Annotated in this window: 12 protein-coding genes; 5 read left to right on the top strand and 7 right to left on the bottom strand. The window is 72.1% G+C overall.

Annotated elements, in window-relative coordinates:
- Nucleotides 1-3: 3 nt before the first annotated feature.
- Nucleotides 4-3,270, bottom strand: coding sequence for a carbamoyl-phosphate synthase large subunit (gene carB, locus FJ309_08450; GenBank protein ID MBM3954628.1), 3,267 nt, complete (start codon nucleotides 3,268-3,270; stop codon nucleotides 4-6).
- A gap of 104 nt (nucleotides 3,271-3,374) precedes the next feature.
- Between carB and FJ309_08445 the strand changes: the two genes are divergently transcribed.
- Nucleotides 3,375-3,941: an alkyl hydroperoxide reductase gene (locus FJ309_08445; protein MBM3954627.1), complete on the top strand. Its 567-nt coding sequence runs from the start codon at nucleotides 3,375-3,377 to the stop codon at nucleotides 3,939-3,941.
- 25 nt (nucleotides 3,942-3,966) lie between these two features.
- On the opposite strand, the gene FJ309_08440 is transcribed toward FJ309_08445, so the two are convergent.
- From FJ309_08440 to FJ309_08415, 6 genes are all read right to left on the bottom strand, one after another.
- Nucleotides 3,967-5,400 carry an MFS transporter gene (locus FJ309_08440; GenBank protein ID MBM3954626.1) on the bottom strand — a complete coding sequence of 478 codons (1,434 nt, stop codon included), beginning with the start codon at nucleotides 5,398-5,400 and terminating at the stop codon, nucleotides 3,967-3,969.
- Nucleotides 5,401-5,422: 22 nt separating this feature from the next.
- The gene (locus tag FJ309_08435; protein ID MBM3954625.1) at nucleotides 5,423-6,652 is read right to left on the bottom strand and encodes a terpene cyclase/mutase family protein; all 1,230 of its coding nucleotides are present in this window, start codon (nucleotides 6,650-6,652) and stop codon (nucleotides 5,423-5,425) included.
- Between the two features lie 32 nt (nucleotides 6,653-6,684).
- Entirely contained in the window at nucleotides 6,685-8,175 is a 1,491-nt protein-coding gene (locus tag FJ309_08430; GenBank protein ID MBM3954624.1) for an HlyD family efflux transporter periplasmic adaptor subunit, read from the bottom strand.
- Nucleotides 8,176-8,301: 126 nt separating this feature from the next.
- On the bottom strand, nucleotides 8,302-8,655 hold the full coding sequence (locus FJ309_08425; protein MBM3954623.1) for a DUF971 domain-containing protein: 354 nt from the start codon (nucleotides 8,653-8,655) through the stop codon (nucleotides 8,302-8,304).
- 39 nt (nucleotides 8,656-8,694) lie between these two features.
- Nucleotides 8,695-9,990, bottom strand: coding sequence for a phenylacetate--CoA ligase (locus FJ309_08420; GenBank protein ID MBM3954622.1), 1,296 nt, complete (start codon nucleotides 9,988-9,990; stop codon nucleotides 8,695-8,697).
- A 6-nt stretch (nucleotides 9,991-9,996) separates the two neighbouring features.
- Nucleotides 9,997-10,632, bottom strand: a complete 636-nt coding sequence (locus tag FJ309_08415; protein MBM3954621.1) for a PEGA domain-containing protein — start codon at nucleotides 10,630-10,632, stop codon at nucleotides 9,997-9,999.
- Nucleotides 10,633-10,907: 275 nt separating this feature from the next.
- On the opposite strand from FJ309_08415, the gene FJ309_08410 reads away from it, so the two are divergent.
- The 4 genes from FJ309_08410 (at nucleotide 10,908) to FJ309_08395 (ending at nucleotide 16,088) form a co-directional block, all read left to right on the top strand.
- Nucleotides 10,908-12,266 (top strand): hypothetical protein, encoded by a 1,359-nt coding sequence (locus FJ309_08410; protein MBM3954620.1) that lies wholly within the window; start codon nucleotides 10,908-10,910, stop codon nucleotides 12,264-12,266.
- The gene (locus FJ309_08405; protein ID MBM3954619.1) at nucleotides 12,263-13,447 is read left to right on the top strand and encodes a YjgP/YjgQ family permease; all 1,185 of its coding nucleotides are present in this window, start codon (nucleotides 12,263-12,265) and stop codon (nucleotides 13,445-13,447) included. Before FJ309_08410 ends, FJ309_08405 begins: the two co-directional genes overlap by 4 nt.
- A gap of 86 nt (nucleotides 13,448-13,533) precedes the next feature.
- A complete protein-coding gene (locus FJ309_08400) occupies nucleotides 13,534-14,535 on the top strand; it encodes a sugar phosphate isomerase/epimerase (GenBank protein ID MBM3954618.1) in 1,002 nt (333 codons plus the stop codon).
- Nucleotides 14,535-16,088: a hypothetical protein gene (locus FJ309_08395; protein ID MBM3954617.1), complete on the top strand. Its 1,554-nt coding sequence runs from the start codon at nucleotides 14,535-14,537 to the stop codon at nucleotides 16,086-16,088. Before FJ309_08400 ends, FJ309_08395 begins: the two co-directional genes overlap by 1 nt.
- Nucleotides 16,089-16,133: the final 45 nt, after the last annotated feature.

Raw genomic sequence — 16,133 nt, 5'->3', positions numbered from 1 at the left:
CGCTCAGCCGGCCGGCACGGTCTGCGGAAACCGGTCCTGGAGCGCCTGGACGGAGAGCGATTCGCTCCGCATCGCCTCCATGGCGCGGATGCAGGCCTCCGCCGCCGGCAGCGTGGTGATGCACGGCACGCCGTGGAGCACGCTCGCCGCCCGGATCCGCCCCTCGTCGGTCCGCGCACCCTTGCCGCGGGGGGTGTTGAAGATCAGCTGGACGCGGCGGTCGATGAGCATGTCGAGGAGGTTGGGGTGGCCCTCCTGGAGCTTCTTCACCGACTCCACCGGCACCCCGGCCGCCGCCAGCACGCGCGCCGTGCCCGACGTGGCCACCAGCTCGAAGCCCAGGGCCACCAGGCGCCGAGCCGGCTCGACGATCGCCTCCTTCGCCTGCGGGCTGGCCACGCTGATGAAGATCCGCCCCGAGCGCGGCAGGACGGTCCCGGCGGCGATCTGGCTCTTCGCGAACGCGATGCTGAACCGGTCGGCGACGCCCATCACCTCGCCGGTGGAGCGCATCTCGGGCCCCAGGGCGATGTCGACGCCGGCGAACTTCACGAACGGGAACACGCTCTCCTTGACGCTGACATGGACCGGAACGGGGTCGGCGACGATCCCCTGCTCCGCCAGCGACTGGCCGGCCATCACTTTCACCGCCACCTTCGCCACCGGCACGCCGGTCGCCTTGGCGACGAACGGCACGGTGCGGCTGGCGCGGGGGTTGGCCTCGATGACGTAGATCGTCGGCCGGCCATCCTCGCGCTTGACGGCGAACTGGACGTTCATCAGGCCGACCACGCCGAGGCTCCGGGCCATGCCCGCCGCCGCCTCCCGGATCTCCGCGACCACCTCGTCGGGCAGCCCGTGGGGCGGGATGCAGCAGGCCGAGTCACCGGAGTGGACCCCCGCCTCCTCGATATGCTCCATCACCCCGGCGATCACGACCCGGCTGCCGTCGGCGATGCAATCGACGTCGACCTCGACGGCATCCTCGAGGAACCGGTCGATGAGCACCGGCTGGCCCTGGGCGACGGCGAACGCCTCGGCGACGTAGCGGTCGAACTGCTGCTGGTCGTAGCAGATCTCCATCGCCCGGCCGCCGAGGACGTAGCTCGGGCGGACGAGCGACGGATAGCCGATCCGCTGGACCTCGGCACGGGCCCCGGCAAGGGTCCGGGCGATGCCGCTGGCCGGCTGCGCGAGCCCGAGCCGGTCGAGCAGGGCGCGGAACTTCTCCCGGTCCTCGGCGACCTCGATGGTGTCGACGCTCGTGCCGATGATCGGCAGCCCGGCACCGTGGAGGGCGCGGGCGAGGTTGAGCGGCGTCTGCCCGCCGAGCTGGACGATGACGCCGTCGGGGGCGATCCGATCGGCGATGTTGAGCACGTCCTCGCAGGTCAGCGGCTCGAAGAACAGGATGTCGCTGGTGTCGTAGTCGGTGCTCACCGTCTCGGGGTTGGAGTTGACCATGATGCTCTGGATGCCCAGCTCGCGGAGCGCGAAGCTGGCGTGGCAGCAGCAGTAGTCGAACTCGATCCCTTGGCCGATGCGGTTGGGGCCGCCGCCGAGGATCATCACCCGCCGCCGCCCCGGCTCGGGGGGCGGGAGCTCGTCTTCCTCCTCCCACGTCGAGTAGTAGTAGGGGGTGAAGGCCTCGAACTCGGCGGCGCAGGTGTCGACGGCCTTGTAGGTGGCGACGATGCCGCGGCGGAGCCGCTCCTGGCGCACGTCGAGCTCGGCGGCGTGGAGCAGCGTCCCGAGCTGCCGGTCGGAGAAGCCGGCCTGCTTCGCGGCCCGGAGCAGGCCGGTGTCGATCTCGGCGAGGCTGCCCACCGTCCGCAGCAGGCTCTCCAGCTCGACCACTTGGACGATCTGGTCGAGGAACCAGGGATCGATCCCGGTGTGGCCGTGGATCTCGTCGATCGAGAGCCCCGCCTTGACGGCATACCGGAGCCACCAGATCCGGTCCGGATCGGGAGTCGAGATCCGGGCGACGATGTCGTCGACCGTCGGCTCCGCGGCCGTCCCCCACAGGTCTTTGCCGTCGCAGCCGAGGCCGAAGGCGCCGACCTCGAGACCGCGGAGCGCCTTCTGCAGCGCTTCCTTGAAGGTCCGCCCGATCGCCATCGTCTCGCCGACGCTCTTCATCTGCGTCGTCAGCCGGCTGTCGGCCTCGGGAAACTTCTCGAACGCGAAGCGCGGCACCTTGACGACGACGTAGTCGATGGCCGGCTCGAAGCAGGCCTTCGTGCGCCGGGTGATGTCGTTGGCCAGTTCGTGGAGTCGCCACCCGACGGCGAGCTTGGCGGCGATCTTGGCGATCGGGAAGCCGGTCGCCTTGCTGGCCAGCGCCGACGACCGACTGACGCGCGGATTCATCTCGATGACGATCATCCGCCCCGTGCGCGGGTCGACGGCGAACTGGATGTTGGACCCGCCGGTGGCGACGCCGATCGCGCGGATCACCGCGAAGCTGGCGTCGCGCATCCGCTGGTATTGCCGGTCGGTGAGCGTCAGCGCCGGTGCCACGGTGATCGAATCGCCAGTGTGGACGCCGCACGGATCGAAGTTCTCGATCGAGCAGATGATGACGGCGTTGTCGTCGGCGTCGCGCATCACCTCCATCTCGTATTCCTTCCAGCCGAGGATCGACTCCTCGACCAGCACCTCGCCGACGGGAGACAGATCGAGGCCGCGCTGCACCTTGGAGTCGAACTCGTCGCGGTTGTAGGCCACCCCCGAGCCCGACCCGCCGAGCGTGAAACTCGGGCGGATGACCGCCGGCAGGCCGATCTCGCCGAGGACCTCGCGGGCCTCGGCCAGGCTCCGGACGATCCGCCCGCGGCAGGTCTCCAGCCCGATGCGGCGCATCGTCTCCTTGAAGATCTCGCGGTCCTCGCCGCGGCGGATCGCCTCGGCGTCGGCGCCGATCATCTCCACGCCGTGGCGGTCGAGGACGCCGCGGCGGTGGAGATCCATCGCCAGGTTGAGGGCGGTTTGGCCCCCGAGCGTCGGCAGGACGGCGTCGGGCCGCTCCAGTTCGATGACCTTTTCGATGAACTCCGGCGTCAACGGCTCGATGTAGGTCCGGTCGGCCGTCCCCGGATCGGTCATGATCGTGGCCGGGTTGGAGTTGACGAGGACGACGCGGTAGCCGTCTTCGCGCAGCGCCTTGCAGGCCTGGGTACCGGAATAGTCGAATTCGCAGGCCTGCCCGATGACGATCGGCCCGGATCCGATGAGCAGAATGGTGTGGAGATCGTCGCGGCGCGGCATGAAGGCCTTCGCGGTGCGGGCAAACACCCCAACACTACCATCTGACTGCCTGATCGTTCAACGCACCGCGGGAATCCCGCGGGCCACGTTTTCGTGAGGTTCCCATGCCCCTCGTGCTCGACGCCCTCGATGCCCTCCGCGACCGCCTCCCCGACGACCTCAAGGACCTGCGCCTCAACGCCCAGGCGGTGCTCTCCGGTGAGAACCTCACCCCCGCCCAGGCCCTCGGCACGGCCCTGGCCGCGGCCCGGTTCCTGCGCTGCGGGCCGCTCGCCGCGGCGCTGGAGGCGGATCTCCGCGCGAGCTTGGGGGGCGACGCGGCCGCCGTCGTGTCTGACGCCACCGCCGCCGCCGGGCTGATGGCGATGAACACGGTCTACTTCCGGTTCCGCCACATGGTGGCCCACGGCCGCGAGGGCAAGGAGAGCTACGCCTCGCGGCCGGCGCGCCTGCGGATGGGGCGGATGGCGCAGCCGGCGACGTCGAAACTCGACTTCGAGCTGATGAGCCTCGGCTGTGCGGCACTGGCCGGGTGCGAGGCCTGCATCCAGAGCCACGAGGCGAGTCTCGTCCACCTCGGCGCGAGCGAAGAAGCCTGTCACGACGCGGTGCGGATCGCGGCGGTGATGTCGGGGGTTGCCTGCGGGCTCGATGCCTCCGGTGGAGACTGAGGCCAGATCCGGCACGGCGGCACGCTCACTGGTCGGCGAACGGCCGGCGATACGGATTGCCGTCGTCATCGACGCGCACGGGGCCGGTGTCGTGCCGATCGGAGTCGTCGGCCCCGCCGGCATCCTCTTCCCGCGGCGCGGCGGCGAACGGTAGCGACGCGATCAGGCAGGCCGAGAGCGTGGCGGTCAGCGCCGTGATCAGCAGGCCGATCGTGAACGACCCGGTCGTCTTGTCGACGAACCCGAGGAGCGTCGGCCCGAGGAAGCCGCCGAGGTTCCCCACCGAATTGATCAGCCCGACGCTCCCGGCCGCCGCCGTGCTGGCGAGGAACAGGTTGGGGAGCGCCCAGAAGGCGGGCATGTAGGCCTTCATCCCCGCGGCAGCGACCACGAAACAGGCCACCGTCAGCGGCAGGTTGCCGCGGACCAGCGCCCCCGCCACCAGCGCCGCCGCGCCGATGAACACCGGCACCGACGCGTGCCAGCGGCGCTCCCCGGTGCGGTCGGAACTCCGCCCGACGAAGATCTGCCCCACGATCACCAGTAGCGAGGGGAGCATGACCAGCACCGTGACCTCCTCGAGCTTCAGCGCATAGGTCTTTTCGAGGATGCTCGGGAGGAAAAACTCGATCCCGTAGTTGGCCGTCACGATCCCGAAGTAGGCCAGTGCGAGCAGCAGCACGCGCGGGTTGGTGAGCGCCTGCCAGACCGGCATGTGGGCCGCCTTCTGGCGGCGCGTGTCGGCCGCGAGCTGTTCCTCGAGCGCGTCGGCCTCGTCGCGCGACAGCCAGACCGCGTCGTGCGGCCGGTCGGGCATGAGCACGAGCACGAGCAGGCCGACGACCACCGCCGGAATCCCCCAGGCGATGTAGATCCACTGCCATCCGGCCATGCCGAGGAGATGCGGATGGGCCACCGTCACGCCGTCGATCACCTCCTCCGTGCCGATCGGCAGCAGCAGCCGCGACAGCGCCGGCCCGACGATCATCGCGATCGGCGAGGCGACGAGGAAGATCGACAGCGCCCGGGCCCGCTCCTTCGCCGGGAACCAGTGCGTCAGGTAGACGATGATCCCCGGGAAGAACCCCGCCTCGGCGAGGCCGAGGAGAAAACGCACCGCGTAGAACTGCAAGGGCGTCTTCACGAACGCGGTCAGCGCCGCGCAGATCCCCCACGTGACCATGATCCGGCAGATCCATTTCCGGGCGCTCCAGCGCTCGACGATGATCGACCCCGGGATCTCGAGGAGGAAATAGCCGAGGAAGAAGATCCCGGCGCCCAGACCGATGACGTCATTGGTGAACGCCGGCAGGTCCTTGGCCATCGTCAGCTTCGCGATCGCCACGTTGGTGCGGTCGACGTAGGCGATGACGTAGCAGAGGAAGAGAAGCGGCAGGAGCCGCCGGTAGGCCTTGCCAAGCGCCCTGTCGAGGGCGCCGGGCGTCGCTTCGGTCGGCACGGCGGTGTCCCTCCCGCGGTCGTCAGCGTTGGTCGGGCACGGGCAGCGCGTCGTTCGCCCGGCGGCAGCGGTGCAGCGACATCAGCGCGTAGGCCGTGCCGTATTGCTGGTGGTAGTTGTAGAGCGGATAGTCCCACCATGAGCCGTCGGCATCCTGGACCGCAAGCAGGATCCGCGCGAGGTGGTCCTGGTAGAACGGCCGCTCCGCCGCCGGGAGGATGTCGATCACCCGCGCCGCGTAGTAGTGGCCGAAGTAGTAGAAGTAGCCCGCCACCTGGAAGAACGACTCGTGGGGCACGGGGCGCTTCCGCCCCAGATCGAGCCAACCGTTGCGCTGGATGAGACGGTCGAGCCACTCGGCGAGCACGCCGTCGGTGATCGTCTGGTCGCCCCACAGCCGGAAGGCGAGGTTGCAGGCCTGGCTGCGGCCAAGGCTGCCGGCGGGGCGGTTGATCCCCATCCGCGGCTCCATCCGCAGGTAGCTGCCGTACAGGTAGCTGTAGTCGGGAAGCCGCTGCTTGCGCGTCGATTCCAGGGCGCGCTGCGTGATCCGCGCGGGGGGCTCGATGCCGATCGCGCGGGCGTCGGCGAGGGCGATCAGGACCATCGCGTTGACGAAGCTCGTCGAGCTCGACGCGGGGCGCTGCGTGCCGGCGGTGAAGTCGTAGTAGCCCCAGCCCCCCTCGGCCGACTCGTAGCGGACGAGCTTCTCGAACTGCCCGCGGATCAGCCCGGCGATCCGCTCGCGCCGCTGGGCGTCGTCGGGGAGCCGGCCGTGCATCGCCACGAGGGCCTGGATGCCGTAGCCGTGCGACCAGACATTGTAGATCAGCATCGGGTCGTCGCGGCGGACCGTGGGCAGCTCGTCCATGAGCCACGCCTCGCCGCGTTCGATGGCGCGCAGCACCTCCGGCGAGCCGTCGGTCTCCTCGATCAGCGCCTGCACGCACAGCGCGGTCGTCGCCGCACGGAAGCCGTGGTGCGAGCCGACGCCGGCGATGATATTGAGGTCTTTGGTGCGTTCGGGCGTGCCGAACGAGCCATCGTCGTTCTGGACGGCGACGAGGAACCGCCGCCCGCGGTCGATGGCGCCGTCGAGCTCCGCCGGCGAGAGGCGCTCGGCCGCCGCCGGCCGGGGGGGCGCGCGGCGTTCGGGCGCCGTCACCGCCGCTGGTTCGTCTGCCCGTGACGGCGCCCACGCTTGGCCGACCATGGCCGTGAGCACGCCGACGACGATTCCCGCGCGCGTCATTCGATCCCTCCTCGGCGCCTGGCCAATCACCTTCAGGGGCGCTTGGCGAGCACCGCCTCGCCAGCCGCGACGCCCTCGAGAATCTCGATCCGATCACCCGCCGTCCGGCCGACCTTGACCACGCGCTTCAGCGCCGCCGGCTGCCCCGGCAGGTAGACGACGCGGCTGCCGTCGTCGTCGCGGAACACGGCGCTGGTCGGGAGCGTCACCGCGTCGGGACGGGCATGGACGATGGCCCGGAGGCGGCCGCCCATCCCGGGGAGCAGCGCCGGCCCGCCGGCAGGGGGCGCGACGGCGAACTGGGCGTGGTAGCGGCCGTTCTTCGGGACGCCGTTGAAAGCGGCGAGTGTCGCCGGGATCTCGGCCTCGGGGTAGCCGTCGGGCGTCACCCGGCCCGCGATCCCGGGGGTGACGAGGTGCAGGTCCTTCTCCTCGATCGTGGCGGAGAACCCGACGCGGGCCGGATCGACGACGGTGAACATCATCTCCCCGGGGGGCGCGTCCTGGCCGGCCGCCGCCTTGCTGCTCACCGCCGCGGTCGACCAAGCGCCGTCGTGGAACCGGCCGTGGTACACGATCCCGGAACGCGGTGCGCGGAGGGTCGTCTTGAGGCGGTCCTCCTTCAGTTCGGCGAGCTTGCGCGCCGCCTGGGCCCGCTCGAGCTCCTCCTTGGCGACGGTGAGGCGCTGCTGGTCGAGGCGCAGCGGCAGCGTCGCCCGGGCCTTCTCGAGGTCGAGCGCGGCACGGGCCGCGGCGGCAGCGACCGCCTCGTCGCGCCGCGGCACCTCGACGGACAACTGCTCCTCGGCGTTGAGGCGCGAGTTCTTGAGGCGGAACTCCGCCTGCTCGACCTCGAACCGGGTCCGCTGGAGGATCATCTCCTCCGTCTCCTCGGTGAGGTCCTTGTCCTTGTACATCTGTTGGAGCTGGCGGAGCTCCTCGTTGGCGTACTTGAGGAACTCCTCCGCCGCCTTGAGGCCGAACCGCGCCTGCTCCTCGGTCTGCTTCCGCTCCACGGTCTGCCAGCGCTTGAGATCCTCGGCGGCGATCCGCCCGGCACGTTCGGCGGCGGCGAGCTCGAGGGGATGGAGGGCCTCGCTCACCGGCAGTTCGCGCCGGGCGATCTCGAGCGCTTTCTCGGCGACGGCCGCGGCGCTCTCGGCGTCGGCGATCGCCTGGTCGAGTTTCTTGGTGTCGTATTGGATGATCACGTCGCCGGCGTTCACCTTGGAGCCATGGGGCACGACCGAGACGATCCGCAGCGGCTGCTGCCAGGCCTGGGGGTCGAAGTCGATCAGCGCTGCGTCGAGGGGAACGACGTCGCCTTTGGCCTCGAGCGCGACCTCGAACCGACCGCGTTCGGCGGTCACCGTTTCCGGCGCCTTGGCCGGGGCGGCATCGGCGGCAGCCGCCGGGGGCTGCTGTGCCGCGGCGGCGGTCGCCGCGGTGCCGAGCACCGCCACGACGACGCGGGCCACGCTCCCTGCGCTCACCAGGCCGAATCCGTTTCGCACCACTCGCATCGCTCCCCCCGTGATCGTCCGTTCGCCGGCCCCGCACCCTTCCCTCCGGGTGCACCGGGCAGCCGTATGGCCGCGGCCGGTCGCCGAGCGTACCACGGAGTCAACGCCGCTGCCCGCGGGCCTGGCTCAGTCGGCGGCCGGCGTCGAGGTGCGCCCCGGCGCCGCCCCACCCCCCAGCTCATGGAGGTAGTCGAGCGTGTAGATCCCGCTGGCGTGACCGTCGGTGAACTCGATTCCGTAGGCATACTGCCCGACCGGACGCATCGTGGCCACCGCCAACGGGACCAGATCGGCCGGCGCGAGCACGGGGAGCAGTGGTGCCGCGGGTGGCGCCGCCCCGCGCCGCTCGCGGCAGGTGGCACACGGGCAGGCGTCGCGGAGCAAGCGCGGCGAGTATTCGGCGCGGAGGCCGTCGGACCACTCGATGGCGATGTCGCCGCGCGGTGTGCGGGCGACCGACGTGGGAAACGGGCTGGCCATCTCGGCTCCTCGGGGATGGGGTCGGGACAGACCGGACGGTCAGCGGTGCCGGCGCCGGTCGACGACCCGGCGCCCCTTCCCTTCGCAGCGCGGCAGCGCCCCGGCCGGCACCTCGGTGACGTCGACGCGCAGGCCGAGACGGATGTGCAGCTCGTCGGCGACGCGCGCCGGCGCGTGGAGCCGGTCCTCGATCTCGACGGCGAGCCGGTCGAGGGCGCCGTCGCGATCGACCGTGAGCCGGTACTCGACGACGTCGGGGAAGGCGCGGACGATCCCGTCGATCGCCGACGGGAAGACATTCACCCCGCGGATGACGAGCATGTCGTCGGTCCGTCCGAGCACGCCCCCGGCGAGGCGCACCCAGGGCGACGCCCCCGCCTCGACCTCGGTCGCCGTCGGCCAGCGCGGCCGGACGATGTCGCCGGTGCGGTAGCGGATCACCGGCGCCCCGGCACGGCCGAGCGTGGTGAGGACCAACTCGGCCAGACCGCCGGGATCGTCGGCGCTGGCGGGGGGCAGGGGGATGAACTCGGGGTGGAACCACTCCTCGATCACCTCGAGGTCGGGCGTCGCGTTGATGGCTCCGCCGGTGCTGCCGACGCCCCACGGCCCGACCTCGCTGGCACCGGCGTGATCGAGCACGTCCGCCCCCCACGCGCGCCGCAGCGCCGCGCGCACCGCCGGCACCGATCCCCCGGGCTCGCCGGCGACCACCACCAGCCGCACCGCCAGCGTTGTCAGGTCGTCGCCCGTAACGCCGGCCACCTCCGCCAGGTGCAGCGCGTAGCTGGGGGTCGCCAGCAGCACGGTGGCGTTCGTGCTCCGGGCCAATGCCAAGCGCGCCTGTGACGACATCCCCCCCGCCGGGATCGCCAGGGCGCCGGCGGCGATCACCCCCTCGAACCCACTCCAGAACCCGAGGTACGGCCCGAACGAACTGGCGACCAGCACGCGGTCGCCGGGGCCGACCGCGCCGCGGCCGAGCACCGTCTGCCAGCACGCCATCCACCATTCCCAGTCGGCTGCCGCGTCGAGGATCGGCAGGGGCCGGCCGTGCGTGCCGCTGGTCTGGTGGTAGCGCACATACCGGTCGGGATCCCAGGTGAGGTTGGCGGGGAGACCGGAGTCGGCGGCGCCGGAGACGAGCTCCTCCTTGGTGGTGAACGGCCAGTCGGCCAGGTCGGCAAGCGCTGTCGGTGCTCGGCGGGCGCCGAGCTTGCTGGCGTAGAAGCGGTTGGCGGGAAGCACCGTCCCGAGGAGCTCCCGCAGACGCGCGAGCTTGACCCGGTCGAGGTCGGCGCGATCTCGGGAAGGGGGCGTGGGCAGCGGCCGCATGCCCGATTATTGCATGAGCGGCGGAGCGCCGAGGCTCGGTAGCCCCTGCCCGGGGGCGTTTTGCAGAGGCGCTTGCAGGGCCGGCTGCGGGAACGACAGCGGTGGTGGAGGCGGCGAACCTGCCGGGCCGAACGCCGGGCTCGGCGCGGGCACCGGGGCCGGAGCGAGCCGTGGGGCCAGCGGTGGCGGAGTCGGCAGGCTACCGGCGGCGAGCCGGGCCTGCTCGGCACGGGCGGCGACGTCCTCGGCGGGGATCGCCGCGGCGGGAACCATCGTCAGATCGACGACGCGCTCGTCGCGGATCTCCCATGGCCAGAGGTTCTCGGTGACGAAGTCGAGGGGGAACACCTGGTACCACGGATGGGGGAACGGCTGGCGGACGGTGAGCGTTTCGTAGCCATCCTTGACCAGACGGATTTTGCGGGTGCCGTAATAAATGAAGTCGGTCGATACCGGCGCCTGGCCGAGCTGATAATCATCGACGTAGACCAGTGCCCCCGGGGGAGTGCTGCGGATCGTCATCCGCCGCTGCACGCAGCCACCGGCACCGGTGAGGAGGCCCAGCACCGCAGCGACCGCGAGGGCACGGGCCGGAAACGGGCGGCGGGCAGCGGCGGACGGCGGCGGGCAGGGGATGGCCATGGCGCGGACCCTAGCAGGCGCCGCGGTACCCCACCAGATCATCCGGGCCGGACCCGGTTAGCAGCCCGTGGAAAAAAGTGATCGGCCGCCGGATGCGGCCGACGGCGACCCGGGAAACCCTCGGCGTTTCCCGCGGTCGCCTCAGTGGACAAAGGCCATGGAGGGCTTTGTCCACGGACAGTTCGTCCGTCGAGCCGTATCGCGACGGCCGGGTCGCCGGGGTTAGAATCCCGCCGTTCCCCAATTCCTGACGGTACACCCAGGCGGGACAAGGCGTGGGATACGGCACGAGCCTCGTCTGTCACGACCTGTCCGACGTCGGCCGCCGCCGCGCCTCCAACCAGGATTCCCGGGCCGTTCTCCCCCCCGCCGACCCCCAGCAGTACCAGGCGCGCGGGTGGCTGTTCCTCGTCGCCGACGGGATGGGGGCCCATGCCGCCGGTGAACTGGCCAGTTCGATCGCCGCGCGCCAGGTGCCGCTGGTCTACGAGAAGACCGCCGAGCATTCGCCCCCCCTGGCCCTGCGGCGGGCGCTGGAGCAGGTCAATGGCGAGATCCACCAGCGCGGCGAGAACGCCGCCGAGTTCCGCGGGATGGGCACCACCTGCTCGGTGCTCGTCCTCCTTCCGCGCGGGGCCCTCGTGGCCCATGTCGGCGACAGCCGTGTGTACCGCGTCCGGCGCGGCACGATCGACCAACTGACGCGTGACCACTCGCTCGTCTGGGATCTCGAGGCCAGCGGCGGACTGTCGCGCGTGCAGGCCGGCGCGGCACCGCGCAACATCATCACGCGCTCGATGGGCCCGCATCCGTGCGTCGACGTCGACCTCGAGGGCCCGTTCGGGGTCGAGGCCGGCGACGTCTTCGTCCTCTGCAGCGACGGCCTCTCCGGCCAGGTCGCCGACGAGGAAATCGGCCTCCTCGCGGCCGGGCTCGAGCCGCGTGCCGCGGCCGCCACGCTCCTCGGCCTGGCGCTGATCCGTGGCGGTCCCGACAACGTCACGGTGATCGTCGCCCGGGCCGGCGCGGAGGAGGTGTCGCCACGCCACCGCCGCGCCGACGACTGGCCGCTCACCGACGAGGACCCCACCCCGCGGCAGCCGACGCGCCCGGCCTGGTGGCCGCTGGCGGCGTCGGCCGTGGGGCTGTTCGTGTCGCTGCTGGTGAGCCCGTGGAGCGACCTCACGACGCGGCTTCCGGAACCGTGGCGACCGGTCTGCTGGGCGATCAGCGCGCTGGCGCTGGTCGTCGCGTTCGGCGCGCTGGCGGTGGCGATCCTCGGCTTCCTCCCGGCCGACGTCGGCGGTCGCTTCGTCCTCCAGCCCGGCGGGCGCCTCGGCCGCGCACCCTACCGGTCGTACGACTCGAGCCCGCGCCCGGCCCTCCTCGAGGGGATCGTGGGCAGCATCGAGTCCGCCTCCGACGGCCTCGACGAACCGCAGCGCCTGCGGACCCTCGAGCATCTCGCCCGGGCCCGCCAGCGCGGCGCCGGGCAGGCGGTCGGCGAGGCCCTGGCGGAGATCGCGGCCGCGGTCGCGATCTACATGCGGTCGCTCGAGGCGGCGCGGGGCGGCGACACCACCGGCGGGACGACGGGGATCGGCACGCCACCCATGCCGCGGGGGCCGGCATGACGATCATCACGCGCTACGTGCTCCGCGAGCTGCTCCGGGTGTTCCTCGTGGCCCTCGGGGCGCTGACGCTGTTCATGCTCGTCGTCGGGCTGGTGAAGGAGGCGCAGCAGCAGGGGCTGGGGCTGGTGCAGATCGTGGCGTTGGTGCCGTACATCCTCCCCGAGGCGATGCGGTTCGCGGTGCCGGGGACGATGCTGTTCGCGGTCGCCAGCGTGTTCGGGCGGATGTCCGCGGCCAACGAGATCACGGCGCTCAAGGCGGCGGGCATCACCCCGCTGGCGGCGATCCGCCCGGCGCTCGGGCTGGCGGTGGCGGTGAGCCTGGTGTCGGTGTGGCTCAACGACGTGGCCGTGTCGTGGGGGCGCGACGGTGTCCGCCGCGTGATCGTCTCCAGCGTCGAGGACATCATCTACGGGCGGCTGCGGCAGCAGCGCGCCTACGCCACCGCACAGGTCTCGATCAACGTCAAGGCCGTCGAGGGGCGGACGCTGGTCCGGCCGACGCTCTCGATCCAGCCGTCGGGCGGCGGCCCGGCGGTGACGATCTCGGCGGCGGCCGCCGAGCTCCGCGCCAATCCGGACGCCGGCACGCTCACCGTGCTGTGCCGCAACGGCACCCTCCATGTCGGCGACGTCAAGGCGGTGTTCCCCGACACCATCGAACGCGAGTTGCCCCTCGACGCCGTGAGCCGCAAGGGCGGGGGCTCGACGAGCCCGTCGGAGATCGCGATGGCCGACTTCGCCGCGGCGCGCGTCGAGCAGGCGGAGCGCATCAGCCGCATCGAGCAACTGGCCGCCGGCAAGCGCGCCCTGGCCCTCCTCGAGGGGCGTCTGGAGGGCACGCTGCCGCGCGCGGTGGAGCACGAGCGCGGCGTCGCCGCCGCCGAGCGCGGCCGCTACCACCGGATCGTGATGGAGCCGTGGCGCCGGTGGGCCAACGGCTTCTCGGCGCTGTGCTTCGTGCTCGTCGGGGCGCCGATGGCGATCCGGCTGCGCAACGCCGACTTCCTCACGAGCTTCTTCCTCTGCTTCCTGCCGATCCTCCTGGTCTACTACCCGGTGTTCATGTTCGGGGTCTCGCAGGCCAAGTCGGGCTCGGTCCCGCCGGTGGCCGTCTGGACGGGCAACGTGCTGGTCTGCCTGTGGGGGGCGTGGCTGCTGCGGCGCGTGCTCCGCACCTGAGCCGGCACCCCGGGGCCGCTGGCGGTCTTTTCCGCGCCCCTGGGAAGCTGGCAGACTTGGTTTTCTCATCCACCGGACCCGCCCCCATGCCCCGCCCCGTCACCCTGTTCACCGGCCAGTGGGCCGACCTGCCGCTGGAAGATCTCGCCCGCAAGGCGCGGTCGTTCGGCTTCGACGGCCTCGAGCTGGCCTGCTGGGGCGACCACTTCGACGTCCGCCGTGCCGTCGCCGAGACCGGCTACTGCGCGGCGATCCGCGACACGCTCGAGCGCCACGAGCTGTGCGTGCACGCGATCTCCTCCCACCTCGTCGGCCAGGCCGTCTGCGACCGGATCGACGACCGCCACCGGGCGATCCTCCCGCCCCATGTCTGGGGCGACGGCGACCCGGTGGGGGTCAACCGCCGCGCCGCCGCCGAGATGATGGAGACGGCCCGGGCCGCGCGCCGGCTCGGCGTCGCGGTCGTCTGCGGCTTCACCGGCTCGTCGATCTGGCCGCTGCTGTACTCGTTTCCCCCGGTGCCCCCGGAGTGGATCGAGGAGGGATTCCGCGCGTTCGCCGAACGCTGGAATCCGATCCTCGACGTGTTCGCCGAGTGCGGCGTGCGCTTCGCACTGGAGGTCCATCCCGGCGAGATCGCCTACGACACCGTGACCGCGGCCCGGGCGCTCGACGCGATCGGGCGCCGCGACGAATTCGGATTCAACTTCGACCCCAGCCACCTCCACTGGCAGGGAGTCGATCCCGTGGCGTTCATCGGCGCCTTCCCCGACCGGATCCACCACGTCCACGTCAAAGACGCCGCCACCACGCTCGACGGCAGCAGCGGGATCCTCGGCAGCCATCTTCCCTTCGGCGATCCACGCCGGGGCTGGGACTTCCGCTCGCCGGGGAGGGGTGCGATCGACTTCGAGGCGGTCATCCGCGCGCTCAATCGGATCGGCTACGGCGGTCCGCTGTCGGTCGAGTGGGAGGACAGCGGCATGGACCGCGAGCATGGCGCCGCCGAGGCGGCCGGTTTCGTCCGTACGCTCGACTTCCCGACCGCCCGTCGTGCCTTCGACGCCGCTTTCAGCCGGGAGGCGTGATGCCGGACCACGGGTCTCTTCGGTCCCGGCGCCACGCCCTGCGGGCGGCGGCCCTGCTCCCCGGAGCGCTCGTGGCCCGCGGCGGCGGCGCGGCCGACCGCCCGGCTTCGCTGCCGGAACTCGACGAGCGCTTCGCGGCGGCGCTCGACGATCTCGTGCGCCGCTGCCGGCGCGTCGGCCAGGAGCGGTTGGCAGACCTCGTCGCCGCCTGGCCGCTGCCCGCCGCCGCGGGGCGCCAGCAGATCGTCGCCATCGCCGAGTCCCTGGTGGTGCCCGAGTGGCTCGAGGGAGACCTGTCCCGCGGCCTGTGGGACGACTTCATCGCCGCGCGCCGCGCCCACGCCGACGCCCTGTTCGCCGTGGCCGCCGCGGCGGCCCGCGCCCATGCCGCCACGCCCCGGCGGGGCACCGACACCGCCGCCGCTCCCCCCTGGCCCGACCAGGGCTGCGAAGCGGTCCGGTTGCTCCATCTCGCGCTCCGCGACGATCCGTCCCACGCCCGCGCCCGCCGCGCCGGCGGCTGGGTCGAGCGCGACGGCCGCTGGGTGCTCGTCGAGGTCGACCGACGGCTCGACCGTGGCGAAGACTACGACCCGGCGTTCGGCTGGCTGCCACGTGGCCGGCTCGCCCGCTACCGCGCCGGCGAGCGCTACGATCTCGGCCGCTGGGTCGATGCCGTTGCGGCCGAGCAGCGCGAGAGGTCGCTGCAACGGCCGCTGCGCTTCGAGAGCGACCACTGGCGGATCGCGACGACGGCCGACCTCACCGCGGCGGCGGACCTGGCGCGGACCGTCGAGGAGGCATGGGCGGCGTGGCAGCAGGCGTTCGGAGCGTACCGGGCCGAGCCGTCGGAACGGGAGCGGTGGTTCGAGGGGCGCGGGCGACCGCCGGTGCTCGACGGTTTCGCCGCCACCCTCGTCCGCGACCGCGACGAATACGTCCGGGGCCTGGAGTCGGTCGAGCCGGCCGTCGGCCGCACCGACGGGATGTACTGGGCGCCGACGAAGACCGCGTGGTTCATCACCGCCGCCGACGCGGACACAGCCGCGGAGACGGCCCGTACCGTCCGCCACGAATGCACGCACCAACTGTTCGCCGAGACGCGGCCGATCAGCCGACTGGCCGGCGAGCGCGTCGGGTTCTGGGCGATCGAGGCCGCCGCCTGCTACATGGAGAGCCTCGTGGCGACGCCGTACGGCTGGACGCTCGGCGGCCCCGACGCCGGGCGGATGCCGGCGGCCCGCGAGCGCGTCCTCGAGGACGGCTTCCAGGTGCCGCTCGGCGAGCTGGCGGCGCTCGGCCGGCGTGAATTCCAGGCCGATCAGCGGCTGGCACCGATCTACAGCCAGATCTCCGGCCTCGCCGACTTCTTCATGAACGGACGGGACGGCCGCTACCGCGCGGCGTTCATCGAGTATCTGGTGCGCGTCTACACCGGCACCGCCACGGCCGACAGCCTCGAGAAGCTCTGCGACTCGAGCCACGCCGAGCTCGACGAGCAGTTCCGTCGCCACCTCGCCGCGGCCGACTCGGCGGCGGCCGCGGTGCGGTGAGTGGTACACTCCCTGCGCGCGATCCACCCCGGAGGACCGACATCG

This window comes from Planctomycetota bacterium (assembly GCA_016872555.1).
In the GTDB taxonomy this organism is placed as follows: domain Bacteria; phylum Planctomycetota; class Planctomycetia; order Pirellulales; family UBA1268; genus F1-20-MAGs016.
The sequence above is the reverse complement of the archived record's forward strand: the minus strand, read 5'-3'. Positions and strand labels throughout refer to the sequence as shown.

What these genes read in the sequence shown, in the direction of transcription:
- carB (MBM3954628.1), bottom strand. Translation starts at nt 3,270, where the DNA reads ATGCCGCGCCGCGACGATCTCCACACCATTCTGCTCATCGGATCCGGG.
- FJ309_08445 (MBM3954627.1), top strand. Translation starts at nt 3,375, where the DNA reads ATGCCCCTCGTGCTCGACGCCCTCGATGCCCTCCGCGACCGCCTCCCC.
- FJ309_08435 (MBM3954625.1), bottom strand. Translation starts at nt 6,652, where the DNA reads ATGACGCGCGCGGGAATCGTCGTCGGCGTGCTCACGGCCATGGTCGGC.
- FJ309_08430 (MBM3954624.1), bottom strand. Translation starts at nt 8,175, where the DNA reads ATGCGAGTGGTGCGAAACGGATTCGGCCTGGTGAGCGCAGGGAGCGTG.
- FJ309_08425 (MBM3954623.1), bottom strand. Translation starts at nt 8,655, where the DNA reads ATGGCCAGCCCGTTTCCCACGTCGGTCGCCCGCACACCGCGCGGCGAC.
- FJ309_08420 (MBM3954622.1), bottom strand. Translation starts at nt 9,990, where the DNA reads ATGCGGCCGCTGCCCACGCCCCCTTCCCGAGATCGCGCCGACCTCGAC.
- FJ309_08415 (MBM3954621.1), bottom strand. Translation starts at nt 10,632, where the DNA reads ATGGCCATCCCCTGCCCGCCGCCGTCCGCCGCTGCCCGCCGCCCGTTT.
- FJ309_08405 (MBM3954619.1), top strand. Translation starts at nt 12,263, where the DNA reads ATGACGATCATCACGCGCTACGTGCTCCGCGAGCTGCTCCGGGTGTTC.
- FJ309_08400 (MBM3954618.1), top strand. Translation starts at nt 13,534, where the DNA reads ATGCCCCGCCCCGTCACCCTGTTCACCGGCCAGTGGGCCGACCTGCCG.
- FJ309_08395 (MBM3954617.1), top strand. Translation starts at nt 14,535, where the DNA reads ATGCCGGACCACGGGTCTCTTCGGTCCCGGCGCCACGCCCTGCGGGCG.